Consider the following 22,883-nt stretch of genomic DNA (forward strand, 5'->3'; position numbering starts at 1 on the left):
GCACACTATCGTACCGCAATCGGGGTGTCCAGTTGATGACGGACACGGTAAAACTGGCGCATTTCATACGCTGGACAAGTTCAAACCTCAACTGTCTCTGGGGTTGCCAGCACCCCTATTGAATGAACTCCTCCACCGTTGGTCTCTTGGCCTGCTTGCGCGCATCCCGATGAAGCAATATGACCTGCTCAGCCTCAGAAAGTGCGGTTGGTACGACTTCACGGAAGTTCTCTTCGACATGCAGGACAGACGCCGGCACGTGCGGCTGCAGAACCGTGACCTTCTGGCGGATGCCGCGCAGCTTTTCCTCCCCTAGGGTGCGCCACTCGCCACCGCAGTAGCCGGCGAAAGCTTGGCTCGCGACCACCTCGCTCGAATATTTCTTCGTCAGCGATTGCAGGCGCTGGACCTCGTTGACAGCAGAGCCGAAGGCCGAAAACGTCAGCCGGTCCTTGAGGCCGACATTACCGAACATCACGTTGCCGACGTGAAGGCCGATTCCGTAGGAAACCTTGCTCAAGCCCGCTTCCAATCGTTCCCGGTTCAGTTCCGCGACGCGTGCTTGCGCCTGATGGACCGCGGAAAGGGCGGCCTGACAGGCAATCTTGGATGGATCCTTGTGCCGGCCGCAGGGATAGACCGCAAGGAAGCCGTCCCCGAGGAAACTCAGGATCTCTCCACCATTGCGATTGAACGGCGCAGCGATTGCGTCGAAGAACTGGTTGAGCGTATCGATGTAGGCCTGCCGGCCTTCCTTTTCGGCATAGACGGTTGACTGGCGCATATCGCCCATCACGAGAGCGGCACGGATCGTCTCGCCGTCGCCGCGACGGATCTGGCCATTCAACACCCGCTTGCCGGCATCGCCGCCCAGATAGGTGGTCAGCATGTTGTTGGCGAGCTTGCCGAGAACTGCCATCTTGGCCGCAACGGCAAGGTGGTTCTGCATACGCAGCAGCGCATCGATCATGTCGTCGGAAAAACCGGTATGGCTGTCTGTCGACCACGATCCCATCATACCCTGCACCGAGCCATCGCCGAACGGTTGGACGAACGCCAAATAGTCGGTGATGCGCTCTTCGCGCAGATCGACGAAGACCGGGAACTCGGCTGCCCCATCAGCCGGAATGCGACGGCGGATGTGCTGGAGGTTATTGTCCAGGAGGTAGTAATACGGGCTCTGCAGAAAGCGGTCCGGTTTCTGCCCTGCGGTATGGCGATATCCTTCGATCGTCACGCCGCTTGCGCGTCGCCATGTGAAGCTCAGCGCATCGTAGAGCGGGTGCAGCATGGAAAATGTGAGATGCACGCGCGCAATCGGCAGGCCGGCCGCCGCAATGCGTTCGCAAAATCCGCGAACGATGTTCTCTAGATCATCCCCGGCCAGCGAGGAATTGGTCAGCCATTCAGCGACCCGATCCAACAAAATAGAGGAGACGCTGGATTCGATCGTGCCCATTCTCGGTAGTATCCTCATAAAGGACGTCCACTCCTGAAAAGCGTCAGCGACCCGGCCTGCAGCAACGCCGTGCGCAGGGCGGGTAGGAGGATGGACGAGCGGTAATATTGTGTCAACGATCTGCCGGGAGCCCGGCAGCGGCACCTGTCAAACCCTTGATAAACTGGGCAGGATAGGCAGTCCTTTCTCGCGGTTCGTTATTCAGCGTAAATAGGCATGGGGCAAACCCCAAACAATGGCATCTGCACATTTTCTGGCACTGCGATGAATCTCTTCGGGCACACCGAGTCTTTTTGGTCACACTGGTTAGACCTGCGGGGTGGTCGAGGCGCATCCTTGGCGCGAGTTTCACGATCGCGTCAGTGGGCAGTGATTTGCGGGCGGGTTTCAATTGCCACGGTCTTCCATTAGATCAGGGTACCGTTCAGCACTCAGATGAGACCTGCCTTGGCCAGTTCCTTCGCCTACGACATCCTTTCAAGCAAGATCGAAACCCGCAGCGCCCGAGCCGGTGTCATAGGCCTCGGCTACGTCGGCCTGCCGCTGGCAATCGCCATTGCCCGCAGCGGTTTTGCCGTTACCGGCTTTGACATCGACGCCAAGAAGATCGTCGCGCTGGAGGCGAGGCGCTCCTACATCGATTCTGTCGGAAACGATGATCTCGCTGCCGAAATTGACGGCGGGCGCTTTTCTGCCACAACGGACTTTGCCGAGCTTGCGGCCTGCGATGTCATAGTCATCTGCGTGCCGACGCCGCTCACCAAGCACCGCGACCCTGATCTCTCCTTTGTCGAGGCAACGTCCCGCTCGATTGCCGAGCATCTGCGAGCCGGCCAGCTTGTGGTGCTGGAATCGACGACTTATCCGGGCACCACGGACGATATCGTTAAGGTCATCCTTGAGAAGACCGGCCTAAAGTCGGGCAGCGACTTCTTCGTCGGCTTTTCGCCGGAGCGTGAGGACCCGGGCAATCAGCACTATCACACAGCGACCATTCCAAAGGTCGTCGCCGGCGACGGTGCGCAGGCACTGGCGCTGATGAAGAGCTTTTACGGCGCGGTGGTCAAAACCGTCGTTCCGGTGTCTTCCAACGCAACCGCAGAGGCCGTCAAGCTGACGGAAAACATCTTCCGGTCGGTCAATATCGCGCTCGTTAATGAGCTGAAGACCGTCTACGCCGCCATGGGGATCGATGTTTGGGAAGTGATCGACGCTGCAAAGACCAAGCCATTCGGCTACATGCCCTTCTACCCCGGGCCGGGCCTCGGCGGCCACTGCATCCCGATCGATCCCTTCTACCTCACCTGGAAATCCCGCGAATACGAGTTGCCGACGCGCTTCATCGAGCTCGCCGGTGAGATCAATTCGGCCATGCCGCGTTACGTCGTCGGCAAGCTTGCCGAAGCACTCGACATCCGCGCCGGCAAGGCCCTTAGCCGCTCACGGGTCCTGGTTCTCGGCCTTGCCTACAAGAAGAACGTCGCCGACATTCGCGAGAGCCCTTCGCTACGCCTGATGGAGATCATCGAAGAGCGCGGCGGCAAGGCCGATTATCATGATCCCCATGTCGCCGAGATCCCGTCGACGCGCGAATACCAGCACCTGAAGGGCCGGACGTCGGTGAACCTCACACAAGAGACCTTGGAAGCCTACGACGCCGTCCTCGTGGCAACCGACCATGATCAGCTCGACTATGCGGTCATCTCAAGCAGTGCCGCGCTGATCATCGACACGCGCAATGTTTTCGCGCGTCTCGGGCTGCACGCCGATCACATCGTCAAGGCGTGATCTTGACCGCTGACAGCGTCTTGCCTGTGATCTGGCTCGCGGCGACGGCGTAGCCGCCGCTGGCGCCATCGATGAAGTGCACGTGATCGCGCGAAAGCGGCGTGGGAACAAAACAGGTCATCAGCGCTGAGGCCTGCCGGTGAAGGCCAAAGCGAGCAATGCCCTTCGCTTTCGCCTCTTCGAGGAGTGCCTGAATACGGCCGAGATGTTGCGCGTCGACATCGATCGTCATCTTCAGGCCATCATCGAACTTGCGAAAGTCAGAGTTTCCGGAAACGTCCTGGGTGTAACGCCGGGCATCGAAGCGGCCAAGCTTGGCGCCCAGCTTGTGCAGGACGACCACGAGGACGATTTGAAGCATGATGAACAGCTTCTGCTTCAGGCGCTTACCCGGCAATGCCGTTGCCCGCGCCTCTCGATCGACACCCTTCATCGAAAAGGCGAATTCAGGGCCGTCCGGAGGAATCGGGTGGCCGCCGCGGCCCTGCTCGGCAGAGATGGCCACGACCTCCATCACGAGCTTGCGGAACGCCGGGCTGGGGCGACCGCCTTCGGCCGGTACGGCGATAATGGAGACGATCTCACCGTTGTGCGCCGCGATTGGGCTCCATCGGCACGACAGACCGGTCAGATCCGGCCGTGTGCCCGGCGGTGCTGGATCAACACCATAGCGTCCGCTCTTCATCTGGCGCTCGGCCCAGCTGGCTCCACCGCCGGCAAACATCGCATAGGTGACGAATGGACTGGCAGCATGACGCGCGACGCGAACGTCGAGGCCTTCCTTGCGAATATCTGCGAGAGGCACGACCGCAATGCGCAGCGTCAGGCCCATTTCCTCCTCAACCCATCGCTGCGCCGCCGCCAATGCGCCACGCGCTACAACCTCCAGATTCCCCGGCAATGCGACCACGGCGCCATCGCCGCCGAACACGAACGGGTAGTCGCCCTTGTCCACCGCATTCAGCACCGCGGAAATGACACTGACGCCCGCCATGTTCACGTCCTTGTAGCGGCCGGCGGCGATCGCCTGTGTCGAACCGACGATGTCGGCGAGCGCCAAGAACCAGCCGTTGGGGAGCGGGTGATAGTTGCTCGTATCGGTCACGCGCTCGAAGTCGGTGAAGACCGGCACGTCGGCAAAGAATCTTTCATTTGAAACGTCGTTCATGTCAGAAGCCTAGCACAGACCCACGCTGCAATGGCAACGCCATTTTGCATCTACGGCAATCGACTTCATACGGTTTCATGTGTTAGCACCGATGTCGAAAATTAGTGAGGGGACAAGGACATAGATGAGCCGCCTGGACAGCTTCATCCGCCGCTTGACGGCTCAGCGCGATATATTGAATGCAATCGTCGCCCTCGTGAACGGCACCGAAGGCCCGGTTCTGGAATTCGGCCTCGGCAATGGCCGCACCTATGATCATCTGCGCGAGCATTTTCCGGATCGTCGCATCATTGCCTTCGATCGCGAGGTCCGCTCCTATTCGTCGTCGACGCCACCGGCAGAGAACATGGTGACCGGCGATATCCGCAAATCCGGCCAGGCTTTCATTGGTATCGGGGCAGCACTCGCGCATGCCGATATCGGCACCGGGCACGACGAGATCGACGCCATCACGCTGACGTGGCTGCCGCAACTCATGGTCGGTGTGCTTGCCAGGGATGGTATCGCGGTCAGCGGCCTGCCGCTGGATCGCCCGGAACTCGAACCACTGCCCTTGCCCGCCGGCGTCAAGGAAGGCCGCTACTTCCTCTATCGGCGGCAGTAATCAGGGAAGAAAGAGCACGTCGTATTGCTCGATGCTGCCCGGCAGGTCGATGACTTTCATCGCCTGCTCGTCCTCCTCGAAGAAGACCAGGCAATTTTCGTAGAAGGCGGCGAGCGTCTTGATGAACTCGCGTGTCTGTTCCGGACCGTAGAAAAGCGGCGTGAACTCCATGTAGAGCGGCACGCGGCGCGACAGGAGCGGCGTCATCGAGCGGCAGGCAACCGGTTCATAGCCCTCGATGTCCATCCAGACGAGGCCAATATCAGCAGGATCGATGCAAAGCTCGTCCAGGATCTGCGTTACCGGCTTGACCGGGACACTCGTCTTCCGGTCGCTGACGCTCTTTCGAAACGCGCTGCTTTTTCCATGATTGTTGGCGTTCATGTAGAAGTCGATCTCGCCTGCTGTCGCCCCGGCGGCGCAGTTGACCAGCGTCACCATTCCCTCGAGCTTGTTCTGGCGGATATTGATCTGCAACAGCGGAAAGTTGCGCGGGTCGGGTTCGACGCTGACGATGCGGGCATAGGCGCCGCTCAGCGCAAAGTAGACGGTCTGCGTGCCGATGTTGCCGCCGATCTCCAGAAGATAGCCATGCTTGTGCATCAAGCCGCGCTCGCGCAGCACCGTGATCAAACGATCGACATGCTCGCGCTCAAAGTGTCCCTTTCGGAAAACCTTGCGTCCGATGTAGTCCGCCGGCGAAAAGGTCATCAGGTGATCGCCCGCGTCGACCGTCATCGCAACGACGCGTGGCCCGATATTCTCGATCAGCAAACGCCGCCCGGTGCGGGTATTGAAGAACCTTTTGGCAATTGCATTGCGCGCCCTACGCAGGCGCTTCTTCCAGAATTTGGCCTTGAGCCAGTCGCGGCTCGTCATGCATCTTTTCCTTCGACCAGTGCGGCGGCTTTGTCACTCGGAATGACATAGACTTTCAAGGGCAGAGCGCGACCGCGCACACTGATTTCACGGCTTTCCACACCGGCCGTGTCCGCTCCGGAAAGATTTGCGACCGTTTCGGAAATGACGATGGCCGCATCGAATTCCTTGGCCGCAGTCTCCAGCCGGCTTGCCACATTCACGGTATCGCCGATTGCGGTGAGGCTGCGCACCCGACCATAGCCGAGCGTTCCGACGACGGCGGGCCCGGTATGAATGCCGATGGCGATGTGTAGCGGCATGGAAAGTTCGTCCGAAAGTTCGGCGCCGAGCTTTTCGATGTCGCGCACGATGGCCGCGGCCGCGGCAAGGGCCTGGCGACAGGCCTCTTCCGGCGAGCTACCGATGCCGAAGAGTGCCATGGCGCCGTCACCGATGAACTTGTCTATGCGCCCGCCGGATTTCTCTACGGCGTTGCCGACCAACGCAAAATAGCGATTGAGCAGAAATACGATGTCGAAGGGCAGGCGCGTTTCCGTCAATGAGGTGAAATGGCGGATGTCGCAGAAGAGAATGGTGATCTCGCGCTCGCGTCCAGGGCTCGTCTCCTGGGTGTTTGGCGGCAACGTCGTTTCCGTCGCCGCAATGAGCAGCGGCGCGACGGTCAAGTCGTGCGTCGGACGCAGCTGGCAGGCAAGCCGCACGTCGGCGGCGGCTTTGATCCGTTTGAGCGTCGATTGCTCGAGCTTGTCAGGCGGCGGCAGGTCGTCAAACCGGCTGAGAATCTGGACCCGGCAGGTCGAGCATTGCCCCTTGCCACCGCAGACCGAATAGTGCGGCAGGCCGCCGAGCCTGCTTGCCTCGAGAACGGTAAAGCCACGCGGCACGCTGATTGCCTCCCCGCCCGGGTAGCGCACGGTGATTTGATTGACCCGCTCGCGCCAACGTCGCCAGGAGCGGGCACCGACGACGATCAGCAGCGCGCCGGAAAAGGACCCGTAAAGTCCCGCGCGAACCATGGCGAGCTGACGCTGCGCTTCCGGGTCCGAGTAGTGGCGGGTGTTGAGGTTGTCGAGGTAGCGATCGGTGTTGACCATTCCCTCATAGGCGGGTTCTGCGATCGTCCGGCCCATTTCGATGAAGCCGAGGATGGCAAGAACGGGCAACAGGATCGCAACGGCAAGGAGTAGGGCGGCGATGCTGTCATACCAGGGCCGATAGCGCAGCCAGAAATGCAGGCCGATGCAGCCGTGGATCCAGACGGCGAGCAGTGCGGCGACCTGGCGCCATCCGCTGGCCGGCGTCGTGATCCACAGGAGACGAACGATTGTCTCGTAGTCGTCCCGGTAGTGGAACAGCGTGTGGGCGATGCGGGTGCCGATGACATGGTCCATCAACAGCAGCGGGATGGAGATCCCAAGCACGATCTGAGCCATTTCACCGGCCGGCATTACAAGGCTGCGGCGGATATAGACGGCGCGCAGAACCAGCGTGATGTGAACGAGGACGGCCCCGTAAAAGACGGTCGTTCCCAAAGGGTTGCGCCAGACCGCCAGGAAGAGCCTTCGCCCATCGTCGGCCGCCGAGACGGAAATCAGGCCCAGCGCATGGTTGGACAGATGCAGCAACACGAAGAGAAACATAACGAGCCCGGAGCCAAGCCGAGCCCGTCTGATCGAGCGCTCCGAAAAAATACTGGTGGCCGCAATCGTCGCCATTCATTCCCGTTCTTGAATACCAAATAACAAATGCAATAGAGATGACGGAATTGAGGTGGAATTGCCGCCACTGCGATGCGATCGCCTTTCACATGTTTATCAGCAAAACTTAAGCAAGCCGACAATAGCGGAATTTCTCGTGGCAAGCCCAGACATCGATTGTGAACAGTGTGTGTCGGCGGAGGTGCAGTAATGCGGGTTGCGTTCTACGCACCGTTGAAATCCCCGAACCACCCCGTTCCGTCCGGCGACCGCCTGATGGCGCGCCTGCTCATACGGGCTCTGGAGCTTGCCGGGCATTCCGTCGAAATCGTCTCGGCGTTCCGCAGCTTTGCAGCGACACCCGAGGAGGTGACCCGGCGACTGTCGGCCGCACAAGTGGAACTGCAGCGCCTGCGCAACGACTGGTCCAGCAAGCAGCGGCCAGACCTCTGGTTCTGCTACCATCCATACTACAAATCGCCCGATCCCTTCGGACCGACACTCTGCCGGGAATTTGTCATTCCATACGTCACGGCCGAGGCATCCTATTCGGCCAAGCGAGACGCAACCGAATGGGCGCTGCCGCAGAGGCTGGTGGTGGATGGCGCCCGCGACGCCGCCGTCAACATCGTTTTGACGGAGCGTGACAGGGCGGGTCTGATTGAGGCCCTGCCGGCAGGTTCATTCGCCGCGCTTAAGCCTTTCATCGACACCGCGCTTTTCGACACCGTCTTGCCGCAGGCAGAGCCACAACGCCTGATCGCCGTCGCGATGATGCGCGGCGGCGACAAGATGCAGAGCTACACAATGCTCGCCGAGGCGCTGGGGCTCCTTCGGGATCGTCCCTGGACACTGGCAATCGCCGGGGATGGGCCGATGCGGGCCGATGTCGAGCGGTTGCTTGGCGTGTTCGAACCGGATCGCATCGAATGGCTCGGAGAGCTGAGCGCCGGCCAGATCGCTGATGAACTCAGCCACTCCGGCATCTATGTGTGGCCGGGTTGCGGAGAAGCCTACGGACTTGCTTACCTGGAGGCCCAGGCGGCGGGATTGCCAGTGATCGCCCAGAGGACCGCTGGCGTTCCGGAGGTGGTCACCGACGGCATCACCGGCAATCTGACACCCCGGGGAGATGTACCGGCCTTCGCAGCGGCAATCGCGGCTTTGCTTGACGACCCCGTCAGGCGCTCGACAATGGGGACAAGCGCGCGTCACTTCGTTCTGAAAGAGCGTTCGCTCAAGGTCGCGGCGACAGCGCTCGACACCATTTTGCGGACTTACGTGAGACGAGAAGTATGACCGACGATCAGATCTGGACCCCACTGCGACAGGAGCTGGACCGCTGGCGGGCAGCAGGTTGCCAAGCACGATTCTGGTTGCGCGACGACGATGCCACCGAGCCGACTGACGCCCTGGAAACCCTCCTCGATGTGACCCGGCAGGCGTCTGTCCCGCTCACGATTGCGGTCATTCCGGCCTCTACCGGAGAAGCCCTGGCGACACGTCTGTCCCGAGAAGGCCACATCCTTGTCGCCGTGCACGGCTGGTCGCATGCAAACCATGCCGGCCCAGACGAAAAGAAACAGGAACTCGGCCGCCACCGGTCGGCGGACGTCGTGCTCGGGCAATTGCACGATGGACTTGTCGCCCTTCAAGGCCTTTACGGCCCAAGGCTGGTCCCGATGCTGGTGCCGCCCTGGAACAGAATAAGCGAGGCGCTGATCCCGCAACTTGGCGCCCAGAACTTCGAAGCGCTGTCGATATTCGGCAGAGCCAAGGCCGGCGGTCCGATCCGCCTGCTGAATACGCATGTCGACGTCGTCAACACCCGCGGCCAGCGCGGGAACCGCCCGCATGGCGATCTGGTCGCAGAACTGGTCACGGAATTGCAGGCTCGCTTTGCAAAGGACGATGAGCCGGTCGGCATACTCACCCACCATCTGGTGCATGGCGCGTCGGAATGGGAGTTCCTGACCCGTCTCTTCCAAGAGACCGGGCATCATCCTGGCGCCGCCTGGATGTCGGCGCGCGATCTGCTTGGTTAGATTTCGAGGACCTGATTGTCCCTTGCGGCGAAAGCTCCTGGGAACGAAGCCTGTGCCTCCTGTTCCATCCGCTCCAGCTGCGTATCCGTTCGCGAGGGCGCATGGTGGAACAGGGCAAACTGCTTGGTGCCGGCCATCTTGGCGAGTTCGACACCGTGCTGCCATGTGGAATGGCCGAAGCCCTTGAAGCGCTGCATTTCGTCTTCGTTGTACGTGCAGTCGTAAACGGCAAGATCGACGTCTTTCATCATCTCCAGCGCAACCGGATCATAGACGCCGGGGACATGCTCGATGTCGTAGATCAGCGCCACGGAGCGTCCCTTCCATTCCACACGATAACCAATCGCCCCGCCGGGATGGTTCAGCATGAAGGTCTTGATCTTGATGCCGGGCCGTGGCTCCAGCGTCTGACCCGCATGAAAGTCGCGAAAGCTCATCGTCGCCTGGCAGATGTCGGTTTTGACAGGGAACCATGGCGGGCTGATGAACTGCTCGATCATCTCGCGGGTGCTCATCTTTCCGTCAAGATGGCCGGACCAGATCGTCAGGTCGATGGTGGGGTAGTAAATCGCCTTGAAGAACGGCAGGCCGATGATGTGGTCGTAGTGACAGTGGCTGAAAAACAGGTCGACATCCCGGACGTCCTCATTCAGCATGGCAAGCCCGGCTTCGCGTACGCCGGATCCGGCGTCGAAGATCATCCGGTGTTCACCGCAGCGAATTTCGATGCACGAGGTGTTGCCGCCGTAGTGATCGAATTCGGGGCCCGAGACCGGGATGCTGCCGCGAACGCCCCAAAACTTTACCTGAAACAGATTTTTACTCATCGCGTCTTCAAAATGGGCCGACCCCACAACGCCATCGTAATCATACTTTGATGAACAAGCGAAGCGTTGAATTCCATAGGCTGCCCTGTATCCTTCATACGGTTTCTACCAGCTGTCAGCAGAATGGTAGATATTCCTAAGCAATCGGTTTTCACGTCAAAACGCAACTGCTTATGGTTTGTTTTTGGTGAACGGAGGATGACGCCTGACAAGACAAAAGCGGCACGTTCCGCATTTCTTGTCTATTAAATGGTTTCTCAACTGCGCGAATACAATTGTCGGCTCCTGCGTCGATAGTATGAGAACGCCAGGCGCGGGCAGGACGCTTCTGGCGGAACAGCAACGCGACGGTGGGCAAGTTAGTGCAATCCACCCACGCCCAGCAGACGCTCGACGGCATCCTGGTCGTCCGACAGCGCCTTCGGCGTGCCAGCCCAGGCGAGCCGCCCGCGCTCAAGCACGATCACATGATCGGCAAAGTCGAGCGCGCTTTGGATGCGCTGCTCCACAAGAAGGATGGTCATATCACCGGTCTTCGCAAGTTCGGCGAAGGCCGCCATCAGTTCCTCGCAAATGACGGGCGCCAACCCCTCGAGTGGCTCGTCCAGCAGAAGTACCGACGGGCGGCCGAGGATCGTGCGCGCCGTGGACAGCATCTGCTGTTCGCCGCCCGAAAGCTGGTTGCCGAGGTTTCGGCGTCGCTCCTTCAAACGCGGAAACATGTCGTAGGCTTCGTCTAGGGCGCTCTTGGCGCGGCCTTTCAGGCCGACGAAGAGGTTTTCCTCCACTGTCAATGTAGGGAAGACGCAGCGCGCCTGCGGCACATAGCCCAATCCCTTGTGAGCACGTGCAGCACTTGGCATCCCCGTCACATCGGCCGCGCCGATGCGTATCGTGCCATCATAGCGTTTGGTCTGTCCGGCGAGCGTGGCGAGCAGCGTGGTCTTGCCCATGCCATTGCGGCCGAGCACGGCAAGGCGCGCACCGGCGGGAACAGAGAAGGAAACGCCGTCCAGAACGCGTGTCGGCCCATAGCCGGCGGATAGGTTTTCGACCTCAAGCGGCGTGGCTGGCATTGGCATAGCTCCCGAGATAGGCCTCGCGAACGCGGGCATCCTTGGTGACATCGGCAGGCGATCCGTCGAAGATGATCGCTCCTGCAGCGAGAACGACGACGCGCTTGGCGAAGCGGAAGACGAGATCCATGTCGTGCTCGATCATCAGGACGGCGAGATCGGCGGGCAGGTCGGCAAGCGCCTGCTCGATGCGCCCGGTATCGCTCTGGGGAACACCGGCGGCCGGCTCATCAAGCAACAGCACCTTTGGCCGCAAGGCCATGGCAACGGCAATCTCCAGGAGACGTTGCTGGCCATAGGCGATCTCGTTCACTCTGCGGTGCATGAGATGGGCGATGCCAAGCGTGCCGAGCAGATCGCTCACCTCGTCCATCACATCGGGCATGGCAAGAAAATGCCCGAACATGCGGCCCGTGCGTCCCTGACGCTGGAGGATGGCAAGCGCCACATGCTCGGCCGGCGTCATCTCGAGGAAGAGCCGGGTCACCTGGAAGGATCGCACCAATCCGCGCTTGACGCGGCCGTTGGCTCTGACCTTGGTGACAGTCTCGCCGGCAAGACGAACATCGCCGGAATCCGGCCGCAAGTTGCCGGTCACAAGATTGACGAACGTGGTCTTGCCCGCACCGTTCGGTCCGATCAGCGCCACGCGGTCGCCTGGTGCCATCGACAGCGAGACGTCGTTCGTCACAGCGAGGCCGCCAAAGGATTTCTTCAGATTGATGACTTCAAAGACGGCACTCATTGTCCGGCCTCCCGTTTGCGGGCCAAAAAGGCCGCGGTGGAGCCGTAGAGCCCCTTCGGGGCAAACAGAACAACGGCAATCAACAGCGCGCCGACCATCGTCAGCCAGTGGAATGGGTTTGCAGCCGAGACGTAATCCTCGAAGAGCATGAAGATCACGGTCCCGGAAAGCGCGCCGAACAGCGAGCCTGTGCCGCCGAGGACGAGCATGACCAACGACTCCGCCGAAAGCGTGAAGGACAGGCTGTCGAGGCCCACGACCTGTGTGGTGATGGCGTTCAGCGCCCCTCCGATGCCGGCGACCGCGCCTGAGATCACGTACATTCTCATCAGGGCGGCCTTCGGTGACGCGCCCATGGCACGGATGCGCACATCATCCTCCTTGATGCCGCGACACAGCATGCCGAACGGAGAGCGGACAAGCAGGCGCAGGACCACGAAGACGAGCAGCAGCAGGACAATCGCAAAGACATAGGCGGTGTGGCCGTAGAGATCGAATTCGAAGTAGCCGAAGATCGGATCAGTGGAGATACCCGAAAGCCCGTCGCTGCCGCCCGTCCAGCTCGACGCCTTGTTGGCGAACTCGTGGAACAGGTTGATGAGTGCGATCGACAGCACGAGCTGCGGCAGACCATGGCCGCGCAGGATGACGGCGCCGCTGACCAGCCCGGCGACAGCGCCTCCCGCGATGCCGGCAAGCGTCATCAGCAGCGGGTCATTGATGCCGTAATGGGCCGAGAGGATGCCGGCCGCATAGGCACCCGAGCCGAAGAGGGCTGCATGGCCGAGTGTCGCGACGCCGCAATAGCCAGTGACGAGATCGAGTGACAGGACAAGCAGAGCAACGGCAACGATGCGGGTGAGCAGCGCAAGATTGTCCGGAAACAAGAGATAGCCGATGACAGCAACGACTGTTATGGCGGCGACGCCTGCCACATCCCGCCCCAGTGAGCGTGAGCGGCGGGGGCGGTCGGAGGTGGAAACTGCTGCTTCGGTGTTCATGACAACAGCCATTTCTATTTCGTCCGTCCTGCAAGACCGCGCGGGAAGATGCAGATGATGGCAATGACCGCGAGGTAGAAGAAGAATTCGCCAAATTCCGGCATGAGATAGCGACCGGTGGTGTCAATTCCGCCAAGCACGAGACAGGCAATCAGTGCTCCTGGGATCGACCCGGCGCCACCGACCGAAACCACCACGAGGAAAGTCACCATGTAGCGCAGCGCATAATAGGGTTCGACAGGCAGCAGCTCTGCGCCGACCACGCCGCCGAAGGCAGCAAGCCCGACGGCAACGGCAAAACTCAATGCGTAGATGATTTCAGTGCGTACGCCGAGCGCTGCCGCCATTGCGGCATTGTCGACCGAGGCGCGCAACTTCACGCCGAAACTCGTCCTTTCGATCGCGTACCAGAGCCCGCCGGCGACGGCGAGCCCGCACAGGATCGCAAAGAGGCGATGCACGGGGATCGTGCGGAAGCCAAGGTCGGCGGAGCCCTGAAGTCCTCCCGGCAGCGGGATCGTCTTCAGGGTCGGACCGAATACGTAATTGGCAATGCCGATAATGCAGAAAGTAATGCCGATCGTCATCAGCACCTGTGTCAATTCAGGCGCGCCATAGATGCGTCGATAGAGGAAGCGTTCGATAGGGGCCGCGATGATCACCGTGCCGACGACCGCCGCTATGACCGCAACGCCATAGCCGAGCCCGAGATCGCGTGCCGCATAGGAGGCAATATAGCCGCCGATCATGGCGAAGGCGCCGTGCGCGAGATTGACGACGCGCATCAATCCCATCGTTACCGAGAGGCCGATCGAGATGACGAACAGCACCATGCCATAGGCAAGCGCATCGACGGCTATGCTGAAGACTGTTTGCATGAGGCTATCCCGATGCTGTTGGAGCGGGCCGGCATTTTGAGGCTTCTAGCGCGCTTCCGCGCGAGAAGCATTTTCTGGCCCGCTGCCGGTATCACAAGAGACAGACTGCTATTTCGCCGCGGCAAGGCCGGGGTCACCCTGCTTTTCGAACGTCTGGACTTCCTTGTTGTAGTAGGTGCCGTCATCGGCCTTGACGACCTCGCGCAAGTAGATGTTCTGCGTGATGTGGCGGCTCTCCGGATCAATCGAGACCGGGCCACGCGGGCTGACCCAGGAAAGGCCCTTGACGGCCTCGACGGCCTTGGCAGCATCCTGCTTACCGCCGGTCCCCTCGATCATCTTGTAGATGACGTTCATGCCGTCATAGGCTCCGACGGCGGGGAAGGACAGTTCCGCCTTGTTGCCGATCGCCTTGGCGGCGGCTTCGACGAATGCCTTGTTCTCGGGCGAGTCGTGCGAGACGGCATAATGGAAGGTCGTCTGGATTCCGAGGGCAGCGTCGCCAAGAGCGGGAAGATCGGACTCTTGCGTCAGGTCGCCCGGCGCGAAGAACTTGATGCCGGCAGCCTTGAGGCCATTCTCGTTGTAGGCCTTGACGAAGCCGAGGGTGGTCGGACCGGACGGCAGGAAGGCGAAGACCCCCTGCGCACCGGAATCCTTGATGCGCTGCATGATCGGGCTGAAGTCGTTGGTCGCCAGCGGCATGCGGATCGCCTCGACTACCTGCCCGCCTTCCTTCTCGAACGCCGCCTTGAAGGCATTCTCGGCATCGACACCCGGGCCGTAGTCGCTGACGACGGAGATCACCTTGCTGACGCCGGCATCATGGGCAACCTTAGCGATCGGGGTGGAGGTCTGCCAGGTCGTGAACGAGGTGCGCACCACCAGCGGGCTCTTTGTGACGATCGCCGATGTGGCGGCGTTCATGATGACGAGCGGCGTATTTGCCTGCTTGAGGATCGGCGTCACAGCCATGGCGTCAGGCGTGAAATAGAAGCCGGCGAGGTACTGCACCTTTTCCTTGACGACCAGTTCCTGCGCCAGTGCCTTGGATTGCGCCGGATCGGCGGCCGGAAGGTCGCGGTAGATCACCTCCACGGTATTGTCGCCGATCTTGTTGCCGTTGGTCGTCATGTAAGCGTCGATGCCGGCCTTGAAGTTCTTGCCCTGCAGGGCGAATGGACCCGAGAACGGCCCGACGACACCGACCTTGATGGTATCGGCATAGGCCGCTGTGCTCATGACGATTGCCGCAACGGCGGCCAGGACAAACCGTTTCATAAATCCTCCCATTGACGATGGCGCACTCCTACGCCGGATTAGCCCAGAGCTAAAACTTTGGCGATAGTGTCTCATTCAAAACGGTAATGTAAAATGAAATAAAAGGCTAAACTCATATTTCAGGGGTTATGATTTTACGGCGCCAATTCGCCGTATATTGCCCGTCAGCTCAAATGCCAGACGCAGCGAAGCAGCCGTAGCCATAACCATTTGCGGCAGAATGAGCCATTCCAGCGTCCAGGCCGCACCTGAGCGCTCCTGCTCGTGCACCAGCGACTGATGGATACCGGAAAGCTGGGTCGCGTTGAAACGCGCAAGGGCAACCAGAGTTTCGGCCGCGACCGGATTCTGCTTGTGGGACATGGCGGACGATCCACCGCCACCAGCAAGCTCGATCTCATCGCCGGCCTGCGCCAGAAGCGCGATATCCTGGCCAAATTTGCCAAGGCTTCCACTGATGAGGGAAAGCAGACTGGCGAGATCTGCTATTAACCCGCGCTGGCTTTGCCACTGCGGCTCGTCGGAAAGCCCGAGCTCCTGGGCAAGAGCGGCCCGTATGGCCAGCGCCTTGTCCTGAAGCTTGTCGAGCGTGCCGGCCGCGCCGCCGAACTGCACAAGAAACCGCTGTTCGGTCAGTCTGTCGCGATAGCCCTCGAGCGGCGCGCGCCAGGCACGGAGACGATCGGACACGGTGATTGCAATGGCCGCCTGCATGCGTGTGCGCCCCATCAGGCGGGCTTTTCCAAACCTCGCGTCGAGGTCGTCGAATGCCTGTGCGATGTTTGAAAGGCGGTTTGAAAGCAGGAACGCGACCGCCTTCAGCCGAACCATCAGGCTGGTGTCGATGACATCCTGGCTGGTGGCGGCGAGGTGAACACAATCCGAAAACGGGCTGCCGACGGCTTTGCGAAGCTGTTTGACGAGATCGGCAACGACAACGCCATCGCAGGCCGTGGCGGCTCTGAGCTGGGAAAGATCCGGTTCAAATGTGGCACAAACGACGCCGATCCGGCGGGCGGCATCAGGCAAGATCAGACCATGGACCGCCTCGGCCTTGGCGAGAGCCGCCTCAAAGGCAAGCATGGCGCGAATATCCGCCTCAGCAGAGAAATACGCCGCCGTTTCATCATCGCCGAGAAGGCCGCATAGGAAGGGGTGATCGAAAGGTGAGATGGTCATCGGCGTCTTTCTTGCAAGGACCGATAACTGCGCCCGGATCCGTCGCGTTACAAGGTCCCGCGCCAGCTTGTGGGTTCAGATATCCAGGAACACCGTCTCCCTGTCGCCTTGGAGCCGGATGTCGAAGGTGTAGGTGGATCCTTCACGCGTGGCCATCAATGTATCGACGCGCTCTTTATGCTCGATGCGCAAGAGCAGTGGATCTGTCTTGTTTGCCTCGGTCTCGTCGGGGAAATACATGCGCGTATGCAGGCCGATGTTGATGCCGCGCGCGACGATCCAGAAAGTGATGTGCGGCGCCATCTTGCGGCCGTCCTTGAAGGGGACGCGACCGGGCTTGATCGTGTCGAATAAGAAGACGCCGTCGTCGGCGCGTGTCGCACAACGCCCCCAGCCGGAGAAGTTTGGATCGGCCATACCACGCATCTCAGAGGGGCTATTGTAGAGGCCGACGCTGTCTGCCTGCCAAATTTCGATAACTGCATCGCGTACCAACGCGCCGGCACCGTCAAAGACGCGGCCGCTCACGCTGATGCGCTCGCCGAGCGTTTTGTCGTTGACCATTACCGTGCCAAGGTCGGTCTTGTAGACGCCGTTGATATCGCAGACGTTCGGGGTCAGACCGATATGGACATAGGGGCCCGCCGTCTGCGAAGGCGTTTCCTTGAGGTAGCCGAGTTGCTGTACCATCAGTTCCCCTCCGGCCGGTTTTCGAACATCGTCGAGCGGCGACCGCGCAGCACGATGTCGAATTTGTAGGCGCGTGCATCCATTGGAATTGTGTTGCCCCAGTCGAGCGCCGCAATCAATTGCTCGATGGCGCGCCTATCGGGGATCGTGCCGACGATTGGACACTTCCAGATCATCGGATCCCCCTCGAAATACATTTGTGTGATCAGGCGCTGGGCAAAGCCGTGGCCGAAGATCGAGAAGTGGATATGGGCGGGTCGCCAGTCATTGACACCGTTTGGCCAGGGATAGGCGCCCGGACGAACGGTACGGAACGCATAGTGACCGTCTTCATCGGTGATGGAGCGCCCGCAGCCCCCGAAGTTCGGATCGATGGCGGCAAGATAAGTTTCCTTCTTGTGGCGGTAGCGGCCGCCGGCATTGGCCTGCCAGAATTCAACAAGCGCACCGGGCACCGCCCGGCCGCGTTCGTCAAGCACGCGGCCATGAACCACGATGCGCTCGCCGATGGCGCTCTCGCCTGGCTTGGCGAAATTATGGATCAGGTCATTGTCGAGTTCGCCGATCGTCGAATGGCCGAAGACAGGACCGGTGATCTCCGAGATCGTGCCGTCGAGCGAGAGCAGGGCGCGCTGCGGCGAGCGCAGGACCGAGGTCTTGTAGCCGGGGGTGAAGGCGGGCGCGTGCCATTCTCGGTCGCGCGCAAAGAAGGCGCCGGTTTCGGGCTTGCGGTTAGGGAGGTCGGACATCCTATGCCTTTCAGGCCGCCTTGCCGGCGTCCATCTGTTCGAAAACATGCTTGGCGATCTTGATGGCGTGATTGGCGGCGGGAACGCCGGCATAGATCGCCACATGCAGCAGCGCTTCGCAAATGTCGTCGCGAGAGGCGCCGGTGTTGGCGGTGGCGCGAACGTGCATCGCCACCTCGTCGTCCTGGCCGAGGGCGGCCAGGACAGCGATGGTCACGATCGATCGCTCGCGGCGCGTTAGCGTCGGACGCGACCAGACGTGTCCCCAGGCGGCTTCCGTGATCAGGTCTTGAAACGGCTTGTCAAACGGCGTCGAGCTTGCCACGGCACGGTCGACATGGGCGTCGCCGAGCACGGCACGGCGCGTGGCCATCCCCTGCTCAAAGCGCTCCGATGGCGGGAGTTCACTCATGGGTTCTTTTCTCCATGCGATGCGGAATCGATGAATGCCCGGATGATTGCGGTCAGCACGTCCGGCTGCTCCACGCAGGGGATATGGCCGGCGTCGCCGATAATCTCGAAGGAGGCATTGGGAATGAGCTTAGCGGTCGACTTCACGAGGTCAGGCGGCGTGGAGCCATCCTGGTCTCCGACAATGCAGATCGTCGGAACACTTATCTTGGCCGCCGCCTCCGTATAGTCGGCATCGCGGATCGCCTCGCAGGTGGCGAGATAGCCTTCCACCGGCTGGCGCACGAGCATATTGCGGTAGCCGTGATAGGCCGTGTTCTCCGGTCGCCGGAAGGCCGGCGTGAACCAGAGCTTCATGACGCCATCGACGATACTGCCGATCCCCTTGCCGGCGACGGAGGCAATCCGGGCATTCCAACTCTCGGCCGTGCCGATCTTGTGGGCGGTGTCGCACAGGATCAGCCCCTGCACCATGTCTGGACGCGCCTTGTAGAGCGCCTGCGCAATCAGCCCGCCCACGGAAAGCCCACACATGAAAGCCTGCTTGACCCCCAGAAGATCGAGCAGACCGGCAAGGTCTGAGGCGTGGTCCTCGATCGAATAGGGAACCTGGCCGACATCGGAAAGCCCGTGGCCGCGCTTGTCGTAGACAACGATCGCATAGTCCCCGGCCAGCCGGACGATGACGTCACGCCAGATGCGGAAATCCGTCCCGAGCGAGTTGGCAAAGACGATCACCGGCTTGTCGGGGGGACCTCCAATCAGCTGATAGTGGATCGCAATGTCGTTGATGCGGGCAAATTGCACGGCCAATCTCCTATCCGCGCAAATCCAACAAGTCGCGGTCGACTGATGAAAGATCCTGCGCAGCCCAGGTTCAAATTGAATGTTTCATCTGGTTAGGTAAAATGATATTTCGTGGCATTTCGATAACTCAGGAGTTATGAAACGTGATCGACAGTCGCGTAAAGTTTCGTCATCTGCAGACGTTTGTCGAGGTCGCGCGTCAGAAAAGCGTGATGAAGGCTGCCGAACTGCTCAATGTCAGCCAGCCGGCGGTGACAAAGACGATCCGCGAGCTGGAAGACGTGCTTGGCGTCGCGGTCTTCGAGCGCGATGGACGCGGCATCAAGATCACCCGCTATGGAGACGTCTTTCTCCGCCACGCGGGGGCGGCGCTCACGGCGTTGCGCCAGGGGCTCGACTCTGTTTCGCAGGAGCGTTTCGGCGAGGCGCCGCCGATCCGAATCGGCGCGCTGCCAACGGTATCGACCCGCATCATGCCACGCGCCATGGAACTCTTCCTCAAGGAGAACACCTGGAGCCGCATCAAGATCGTCACAGGGGAGAACGCAGTGCTTTTGGAGCAGTTGCGGGTCGGGGATCTCGATCTCGTTGTGGGGCGCCTTGCCGGCGCGGAGAAGATGGCCGGCTTCTCCTTTGAACATCTCTATTCCGAGCAGGTCGTCTTTGCCGTTCGTGCCGACCACCCCTTGCTCAAGAGCAAGCAATCGCTCTTTGCCAGCCTCGGCGGATACACCGTCCTGATGCCCACCCGTGCCTCGATCATCCGGCCGTTTGTGGAGAGCTTCCTGATCGCCAACGGCGTCGCCAGCCTGCCGAACCAGATCGAGACAGTTTCGGACTCCTTTGGCCGCGCCTTTGTGCGCACCAGCAACGCCATCTGGATCATTTCCACGGGCGTCGTCGCCACCGACATCGCCGATGGCCTGTTGAAGGTCCTGCCAATCGACACGAGCGAGACGAAGGGACCAGTCGGGCTGACCATGCGGACGGATGCCATCCCCTCGCTGCCGCTATCGATCCTCATGCAGACGTTGCGGGAGGCGGCCGCAGACGTGGCAAGTCAATAGCCTGTTCCACGTGCTGGCCCCATGGTATGCTGCCCGAATGCAACGGCGCGCCCGAATGCAACGGCGCGGGGGGGAGGCTATGGGAAGTGCAGCCGCATTACATGGAACCTGGCGAATGGTGTCCTGGAAACGCAAGCTCGTTTCGTCCGGAGCCGTTTCCGACGCGATGGGCCCGGATCCCGTTGGTTTCCTATCCTATCAACCGGACGGTAGAATGATGGCATTGGTCGTCAGCAGCGAACGGCCAAGCGCCAACGGCAAAATGCCGACAGATGCAGAAAAAGCCGCGCTCTTCGATAGCATGCTCGCCTATGCCGGCACCTACACGTTCGATAACGGCCGCGTTATCCACCACGTCGATGCCAGCTGGAATCCGGCCTGGGGTGTCAGCGACCTGATCAGGCCATTCTCCATCAACGGCAAGAGGTTGGTCATCAGCGGCGCGCCGGGCGTGGATCCGACGACCGGCGAAAAAGTCATATACGAGCTCGAGTTCCGGAAGATCTGAGAGGGTGGGCGAGCATCCCCCTATGCCTCCAAAATTGACCGGCAGCGAGCAGTTGACGGCATGGATGGACGCGTGCTCCTCCTTGCAAAATGGCAGTCTGTGAAGAGGACCGAATTTCCAGATGATTGGCAGGATTTTCAACCCAAGCCGCTGCATGAATAGACGGGTGGCGACGACGCCGCTTGCGAAAACCGGCTTCGCGCCCACGCGGGTTGATATTCGTCGGAGCCTGCCGTGACGCGTGAGACCGATCGTGGCCGGGCGGCACGAAGTACCGGATATTTCATCAGCCTATTGATCCTGGCTTTGCTGGCGGGCTTGCCGATTGCCGTTTGGATGGACGTCAGCACACTCTCGCAAAGCTCCGTGAAACGTCAGGCGGAGGATATGAGCTCGCTGATCACCAGCATCCGCTCCTACTATGCCAGCAACGTCGTCGGCCGCATTCTTGCAGCACATGCGGCCGGTAGCGACGTCGCAACAGCCGTGAGCCACGATTATGCCAACATACCCGGCGCGATCCCGATCCCGGCGACACTCTCGCTCGAACTCGGTGACGTCATCCGGCAGCAGCAAGCCAATATTGCGTATCGTTTTCTTTCCGATCTGCCGTTCAAGCGGCGCGCGCCGCATCCGCTCGATGCTTTTGAAACGAATGCTCTGGCTGCGCTGCGTGCCGATCCCGGGCAGACGCCGAGAGAGATCAGCCGCAGCGGCTTTACGAATACATTTCGACTTGTGACGCCGGTCATCATGGCTGAGGCATGTGTCGCCTGCCACAACGCCCATCCAGAGAGCCCGAAGACGGACTGGAAAGTCGGCGATGTGCGCGGCATACAGGAAGTGATCATCAAGCAACCCTTTGCCCACAACGTATTCGCCTTCAAATACCTGCTGCTCTATTTCTTGTTTATGGCAGGGCTTGGTATCGGCTTCATCGTTTTTCAGCTGCGCCAGACCGCCCTCATTCAGGGCGTCAACCGCGAACTGGAATCGGCCAACGAGTTTCTGGCAAGCATCTCCATGAAGATCTCGCGCTATCTGTCTCCGCAGGTCTACAAGAGCATTTTCAGCGGCCAGAAGGATGTCGTCATACAGACCGAGCGCAAGCGACTGACTATCTTCTTTTCAGACATCAAGGATTTCACTGCCACCACCGAGCGGCTGCAGCCGGAAGCGCTGACGGAAATGCTGAACGAATACCTGACCGAGATGTCTGCCATTGCACTCAAGCATGGCGGCACGCTCGATAAGTTCATTGGCGACGCGGTATTGGTGTTCTTCGGCGATCCGGAAACAAATGGTGCGGTCGAAGACGCAAAAGCTTGCCTGCGGATGGCCGTCGATATGCAACGCCGCCTTGGCGAACTGAAGGAGAAATGGCGTCTCGACGGCACGGAGGAACCGTTCATGGTGCGAATGGGGATCAACTCGGGGTATTGTAATGTCGGCAATTTCGGCAGCAGCGATCGCATGGATTACACGATCATCGGCGCCGAAGCCAATCTGGCCGCGCGCCTGCAATCCATTGCCGAGGGTGGGAAGATCGTCATCAGTTACGAAACCTACGCACTCGTGAAGGACATCGTCGATGCGACGCCCCTGCCGCCAATCACCATGAAGGGCATTCACCGCGAGGTAGTGCCTTATGCCGTCAATGGACTGTTGGGCGCCGATCAAAATCTGCGCGTGCTGAGTGAGCACTTTGCGGGCCTCGACCTTCATCTCGATGTGGCGCAACTTGATCCGGATGAACGCGCACGCGTACGCGCGGCGCTCGCCGAAGCAATGGCTGCGATCGATGCCCAGGCGCCGAGCGGCTCTTGATATCGAGCGCGTCTTGATATCATGAGAGGGGCGAGCAGCGGTGGGACGCATTAACCACCGCCGCTCTCCATGCGCCCTTCCGTGGATGGCGGAAGGGGAGCTAAAGCGCGTCGCCCGTTTTTTGATTCAGGTTCTCGAATCGACCGATTTGTGATTCCTTCGTAGCTGGAAGGAGACCGATCATGGGCAAATCA

The 22,883-nt window shown here is 60.5% G+C and carries 22 protein-coding genes; 7 read left to right on the top strand and 15 right to left on the bottom strand.

Annotated features, from left to right (window positions below; genetic code table 11):
- Positions 1-115: 115 nt before the first annotated feature.
- The gene (locus BSG20_RS09310) at positions 116-1,459 is read right to left on the bottom strand and encodes an adenylate/guanylate cyclase domain-containing protein (RefSeq protein WP_072373902.1); all 1,344 of its coding nucleotides are present in this window, start codon (positions 1,457-1,459) and stop codon (positions 116-118) included.
- Positions 1,460-1,894: 435 nt separating this feature from the next.
- On the opposite strand from BSG20_RS09310, the gene BSG20_RS09315 reads away from it, so the two are divergent.
- A complete protein-coding gene (locus BSG20_RS09315; RefSeq protein ID WP_208610990.1) occupies positions 1,895-3,247 on the top strand; it encodes a nucleotide sugar dehydrogenase in 1,353 nt (450 codons plus the stop codon).
- Here BSG20_RS09315 and BSG20_RS09320 read toward each other — a convergent pair.
- The gene (locus BSG20_RS09320) at positions 3,237-4,415 is read right to left on the bottom strand and encodes a DUF3095 domain-containing protein (protein WP_072373908.1); all 1,179 of its coding nucleotides are present in this window, start codon (positions 4,413-4,415) and stop codon (positions 3,237-3,239) included. The genes BSG20_RS09315 and BSG20_RS09320 overlap by 11 nt on opposite strands.
- A gap of 124 nt (positions 4,416-4,539) precedes the next feature.
- On the opposite strand from BSG20_RS09320, the gene BSG20_RS09325 reads away from it, so the two are divergent.
- Positions 4,540-5,019, top strand: coding sequence for a class I SAM-dependent methyltransferase (locus BSG20_RS09325; RefSeq protein WP_072373911.1), 480 nt, complete (start codon positions 4,540-4,542; stop codon positions 5,017-5,019).
- On the opposite strand, the gene BSG20_RS09330 is transcribed toward BSG20_RS09325, so the two are convergent.
- Entirely contained in the window at positions 5,020-5,898 is an 879-nt protein-coding gene (locus BSG20_RS09330) for an FkbM family methyltransferase (protein WP_072373913.1), read from the bottom strand.
- Positions 5,895-7,616, bottom strand: coding sequence for an adenylate/guanylate cyclase domain-containing protein (locus BSG20_RS09335; RefSeq protein ID WP_072373916.1), 1,722 nt, complete (start codon positions 7,614-7,616; stop codon positions 5,895-5,897). Before BSG20_RS09335 ends, BSG20_RS09330 begins: the two co-directional genes overlap by 4 nt.
- A gap of 192 nt (positions 7,617-7,808) precedes the next feature.
- Between BSG20_RS09335 and BSG20_RS09340 the strand changes: the two genes are divergently transcribed.
- Positions 7,809-8,897: a glycosyltransferase family 4 protein gene (locus BSG20_RS09340; RefSeq protein ID WP_072373919.1), complete on the top strand. Its 1,089-nt coding sequence runs from the start codon at positions 7,809-7,811 to the stop codon at positions 8,895-8,897.
- The gene (locus tag BSG20_RS09345; RefSeq protein ID WP_072373922.1) at positions 8,894-9,643 is read left to right on the top strand and encodes a polysaccharide deacetylase family protein; all 750 of its coding nucleotides are present in this window, start codon (positions 8,894-8,896) and stop codon (positions 9,641-9,643) included. The genes BSG20_RS09340 and BSG20_RS09345 overlap by 4 nt, the downstream gene beginning before the upstream one ends.
- Here BSG20_RS09345 and BSG20_RS09350 read toward each other — a convergent pair.
- The 11 genes from BSG20_RS09350 to pcaD form a co-directional block, all read right to left on the bottom strand.
- Positions 9,640-10,470, bottom strand: coding sequence for an MBL fold metallo-hydrolase (locus BSG20_RS09350; protein ID WP_072373925.1), 831 nt, complete (start codon positions 10,468-10,470; stop codon positions 9,640-9,642). The genes BSG20_RS09345 and BSG20_RS09350 overlap by 4 nt on opposite strands.
- A 359-nt stretch (positions 10,471-10,829) precedes the next feature.
- Positions 10,830-11,546 carry an ABC transporter ATP-binding protein gene (locus BSG20_RS09355; protein ID WP_072373928.1) on the bottom strand — a complete coding sequence of 239 codons (717 nt, stop codon included), beginning with the start codon at positions 11,544-11,546 and terminating at the stop codon, positions 10,830-10,832.
- The gene (locus BSG20_RS09360) at positions 11,527-12,291 is read right to left on the bottom strand and encodes an ABC transporter ATP-binding protein (protein WP_072373931.1); all 765 of its coding nucleotides are present in this window, start codon (positions 12,289-12,291) and stop codon (positions 11,527-11,529) included. The genes BSG20_RS09355 and BSG20_RS09360 overlap by 20 nt, the downstream gene beginning before the upstream one ends.
- Complete coding sequence (locus BSG20_RS09365) at positions 12,288-13,304, bottom strand: branched-chain amino acid ABC transporter permease (RefSeq protein ID WP_072373934.1); 1,017 nt, start codon at positions 13,302-13,304, stop codon at positions 12,288-12,290. The genes BSG20_RS09360 and BSG20_RS09365 overlap by 4 nt, the downstream gene beginning before the upstream one ends.
- A 2-nt stretch (positions 13,305-13,306) precedes the next feature.
- Entirely contained in the window at positions 13,307-14,170 is an 864-nt protein-coding gene (locus tag BSG20_RS09370) for a branched-chain amino acid ABC transporter permease (RefSeq protein ID WP_072373937.1), read from the bottom strand.
- A gap of 108 nt (positions 14,171-14,278) precedes the next feature.
- Positions 14,279-15,451 carry an ABC transporter substrate-binding protein gene (locus tag BSG20_RS09375; protein ID WP_072373940.1) on the bottom strand — a complete coding sequence of 391 codons (1,173 nt, stop codon included), beginning with the start codon at positions 15,449-15,451 and terminating at the stop codon, positions 14,279-14,281.
- A 126-nt stretch (positions 15,452-15,577) separates the two neighbouring features.
- Positions 15,578-16,630: a 3-carboxy-cis,cis-muconate cycloisomerase gene (locus tag BSG20_RS09380; protein ID WP_072373956.1), complete on the bottom strand. Its 1,053-nt coding sequence runs from the start codon at positions 16,628-16,630 to the stop codon at positions 15,578-15,580.
- A gap of 75 nt (positions 16,631-16,705) precedes the next feature.
- Positions 16,706-17,320 carry a protocatechuate 3,4-dioxygenase subunit alpha gene (gene pcaG, locus BSG20_RS09385; protein ID WP_072373958.1) on the bottom strand — a complete coding sequence of 205 codons (615 nt, stop codon included), beginning with the start codon at positions 17,318-17,320 and terminating at the stop codon, positions 16,706-16,708.
- On the bottom strand, positions 17,320-18,069 hold the full coding sequence (gene pcaH, locus BSG20_RS09390; RefSeq protein ID WP_072373961.1) for a protocatechuate 3,4-dioxygenase subunit beta: 750 nt from the start codon (positions 18,067-18,069) through the stop codon (positions 17,320-17,322). Before pcaH ends, pcaG begins: the two co-directional genes overlap by 1 nt.
- Before the next feature lie 10 nt (positions 18,070-18,079).
- The gene (pcaC, locus tag BSG20_RS09395; protein ID WP_072373964.1) at positions 18,080-18,481 is read right to left on the bottom strand and encodes a 4-carboxymuconolactone decarboxylase; all 402 of its coding nucleotides are present in this window, start codon (positions 18,479-18,481) and stop codon (positions 18,080-18,082) included.
- Complete coding sequence (pcaD, locus tag BSG20_RS09400; protein ID WP_072373966.1) at positions 18,478-19,287, bottom strand: 3-oxoadipate enol-lactonase; 810 nt, start codon at positions 19,285-19,287, stop codon at positions 18,478-18,480. Before pcaD ends, pcaC begins: the two co-directional genes overlap by 4 nt.
- Before the next feature lie 143 nt (positions 19,288-19,430).
- Between pcaD and pcaQ the strand changes: the two genes are divergently transcribed.
- From pcaQ to BSG20_RS09415, 3 genes are all read left to right on the top strand, one after another.
- Positions 19,431-20,354, top strand: coding sequence for a pca operon transcription factor PcaQ (gene pcaQ / locus BSG20_RS09405; protein WP_072373969.1), 924 nt, complete (start codon positions 19,431-19,433; stop codon positions 20,352-20,354).
- 79 nt (positions 20,355-20,433) lie between these two features.
- Positions 20,434-20,862, top strand: a complete 429-nt coding sequence (locus tag BSG20_RS09410) for a lipocalin-like domain-containing protein (protein WP_072373972.1) — start codon at positions 20,434-20,436, stop codon at positions 20,860-20,862.
- 234 nt (positions 20,863-21,096) lie between these two features.
- Positions 21,097-22,689 carry an adenylate/guanylate cyclase domain-containing protein gene (locus BSG20_RS09415; protein ID WP_072373975.1) on the top strand — a complete coding sequence of 531 codons (1,593 nt, stop codon included), beginning with the start codon at positions 21,097-21,099 and terminating at the stop codon, positions 22,687-22,689.
- Positions 22,690-22,883 lie beyond the last annotated feature (194 nt).

Origin of the sequence: Rhizobium tibeticum (assembly GCF_900110205.1) — a bacterium.
Lineage (GTDB): Bacteria > Pseudomonadota > Alphaproteobacteria > Rhizobiales > Rhizobiaceae > Rhizobium > Rhizobium tibeticum.

Coding starts and splice junctions, on each gene's coding strand:
- BSG20_RS09350 (WP_072373925.1), bottom strand. CDS start 10,470: ATGAGTAAAAATCTGTTTCAGGTAAAGTTTTGGGGCGTTCGCGGCAGC.
- BSG20_RS09355 (WP_072373928.1), bottom strand. CDS start 11,546: ATGCCAGCCACGCCGCTTGAGGTCGAAAACCTATCCGCCGGCTATGGG.
- BSG20_RS09375 (WP_072373940.1), bottom strand. CDS start 15,451: ATGAAACGGTTTGTCCTGGCCGCCGTTGCGGCAATCGTCATGAGCACA.
- BSG20_RS09330 (WP_072373913.1), bottom strand. CDS start 5,898: ATGACGAGCCGCGACTGGCTCAAGGCCAAATTCTGGAAGAAGCGCCTG.
- pcaC (WP_072373964.1), bottom strand. CDS start 18,481: ATGAGTGAACTCCCGCCATCGGAGCGCTTTGAGCAGGGGATGGCCACG.
- BSG20_RS09310 (WP_072373902.1), bottom strand. CDS start 1,459: ATGGGCACGATCGAATCCAGCGTCTCCTCTATTTTGTTGGATCGGGTC.
- BSG20_RS09320 (WP_072373908.1), bottom strand. CDS start 4,415: ATGAACGACGTTTCAAATGAAAGATTCTTTGCCGACGTGCCGGTCTTC.
- BSG20_RS09380 (WP_072373956.1), bottom strand. CDS start 16,630: ATGACCATCTCACCTTTCGATCACCCCTTCCTATGCGGCCTTCTCGGC.
- BSG20_RS09325 (WP_072373911.1), top strand. CDS start 4,540: ATGAGCCGCCTGGACAGCTTCATCCGCCGCTTGACGGCTCAGCGCGAT.
- BSG20_RS09335 (WP_072373916.1), bottom strand. CDS start 7,616: ATGGCGACGATTGCGGCCACCAGTATTTTTTCGGAGCGCTCGATCAGA.
- pcaH (WP_072373961.1), bottom strand. CDS start 18,069: ATGTCCGACCTCCCTAACCGCAAGCCCGAAACCGGCGCCTTCTTTGCG.
- BSG20_RS09315 (WP_208610990.1), top strand. CDS start 1,895: ATGAGACCTGCCTTGGCCAGTTCCTTCGCCTACGACATCCTTTCAAGC.
- pcaG (WP_072373958.1), bottom strand. CDS start 17,320: ATGGTACAGCAACTCGGCTACCTCAAGGAAACGCCTTCGCAGACGGCG.
- BSG20_RS09370 (WP_072373937.1), bottom strand. CDS start 14,170: ATGCAAACAGTCTTCAGCATAGCCGTCGATGCGCTTGCCTATGGCATG.
- BSG20_RS09340 (WP_072373919.1), top strand. CDS start 7,809: ATGCGGGTTGCGTTCTACGCACCGTTGAAATCCCCGAACCACCCCGTT.
- BSG20_RS09345 (WP_072373922.1), top strand. CDS start 8,894: ATGACCGACGATCAGATCTGGACCCCACTGCGACAGGAGCTGGACCGC.
- BSG20_RS09360 (WP_072373931.1), bottom strand. CDS start 12,291: ATGAGTGCCGTCTTTGAAGTCATCAATCTGAAGAAATCCTTTGGCGGC.
- BSG20_RS09365 (WP_072373934.1), bottom strand. CDS start 13,304: ATGGCTGTTGTCATGAACACCGAAGCAGCAGTTTCCACCTCCGACCGC.
- BSG20_RS09410 (WP_072373972.1), top strand. CDS start 20,434: ATGGGAAGTGCAGCCGCATTACATGGAACCTGGCGAATGGTGTCCTGG.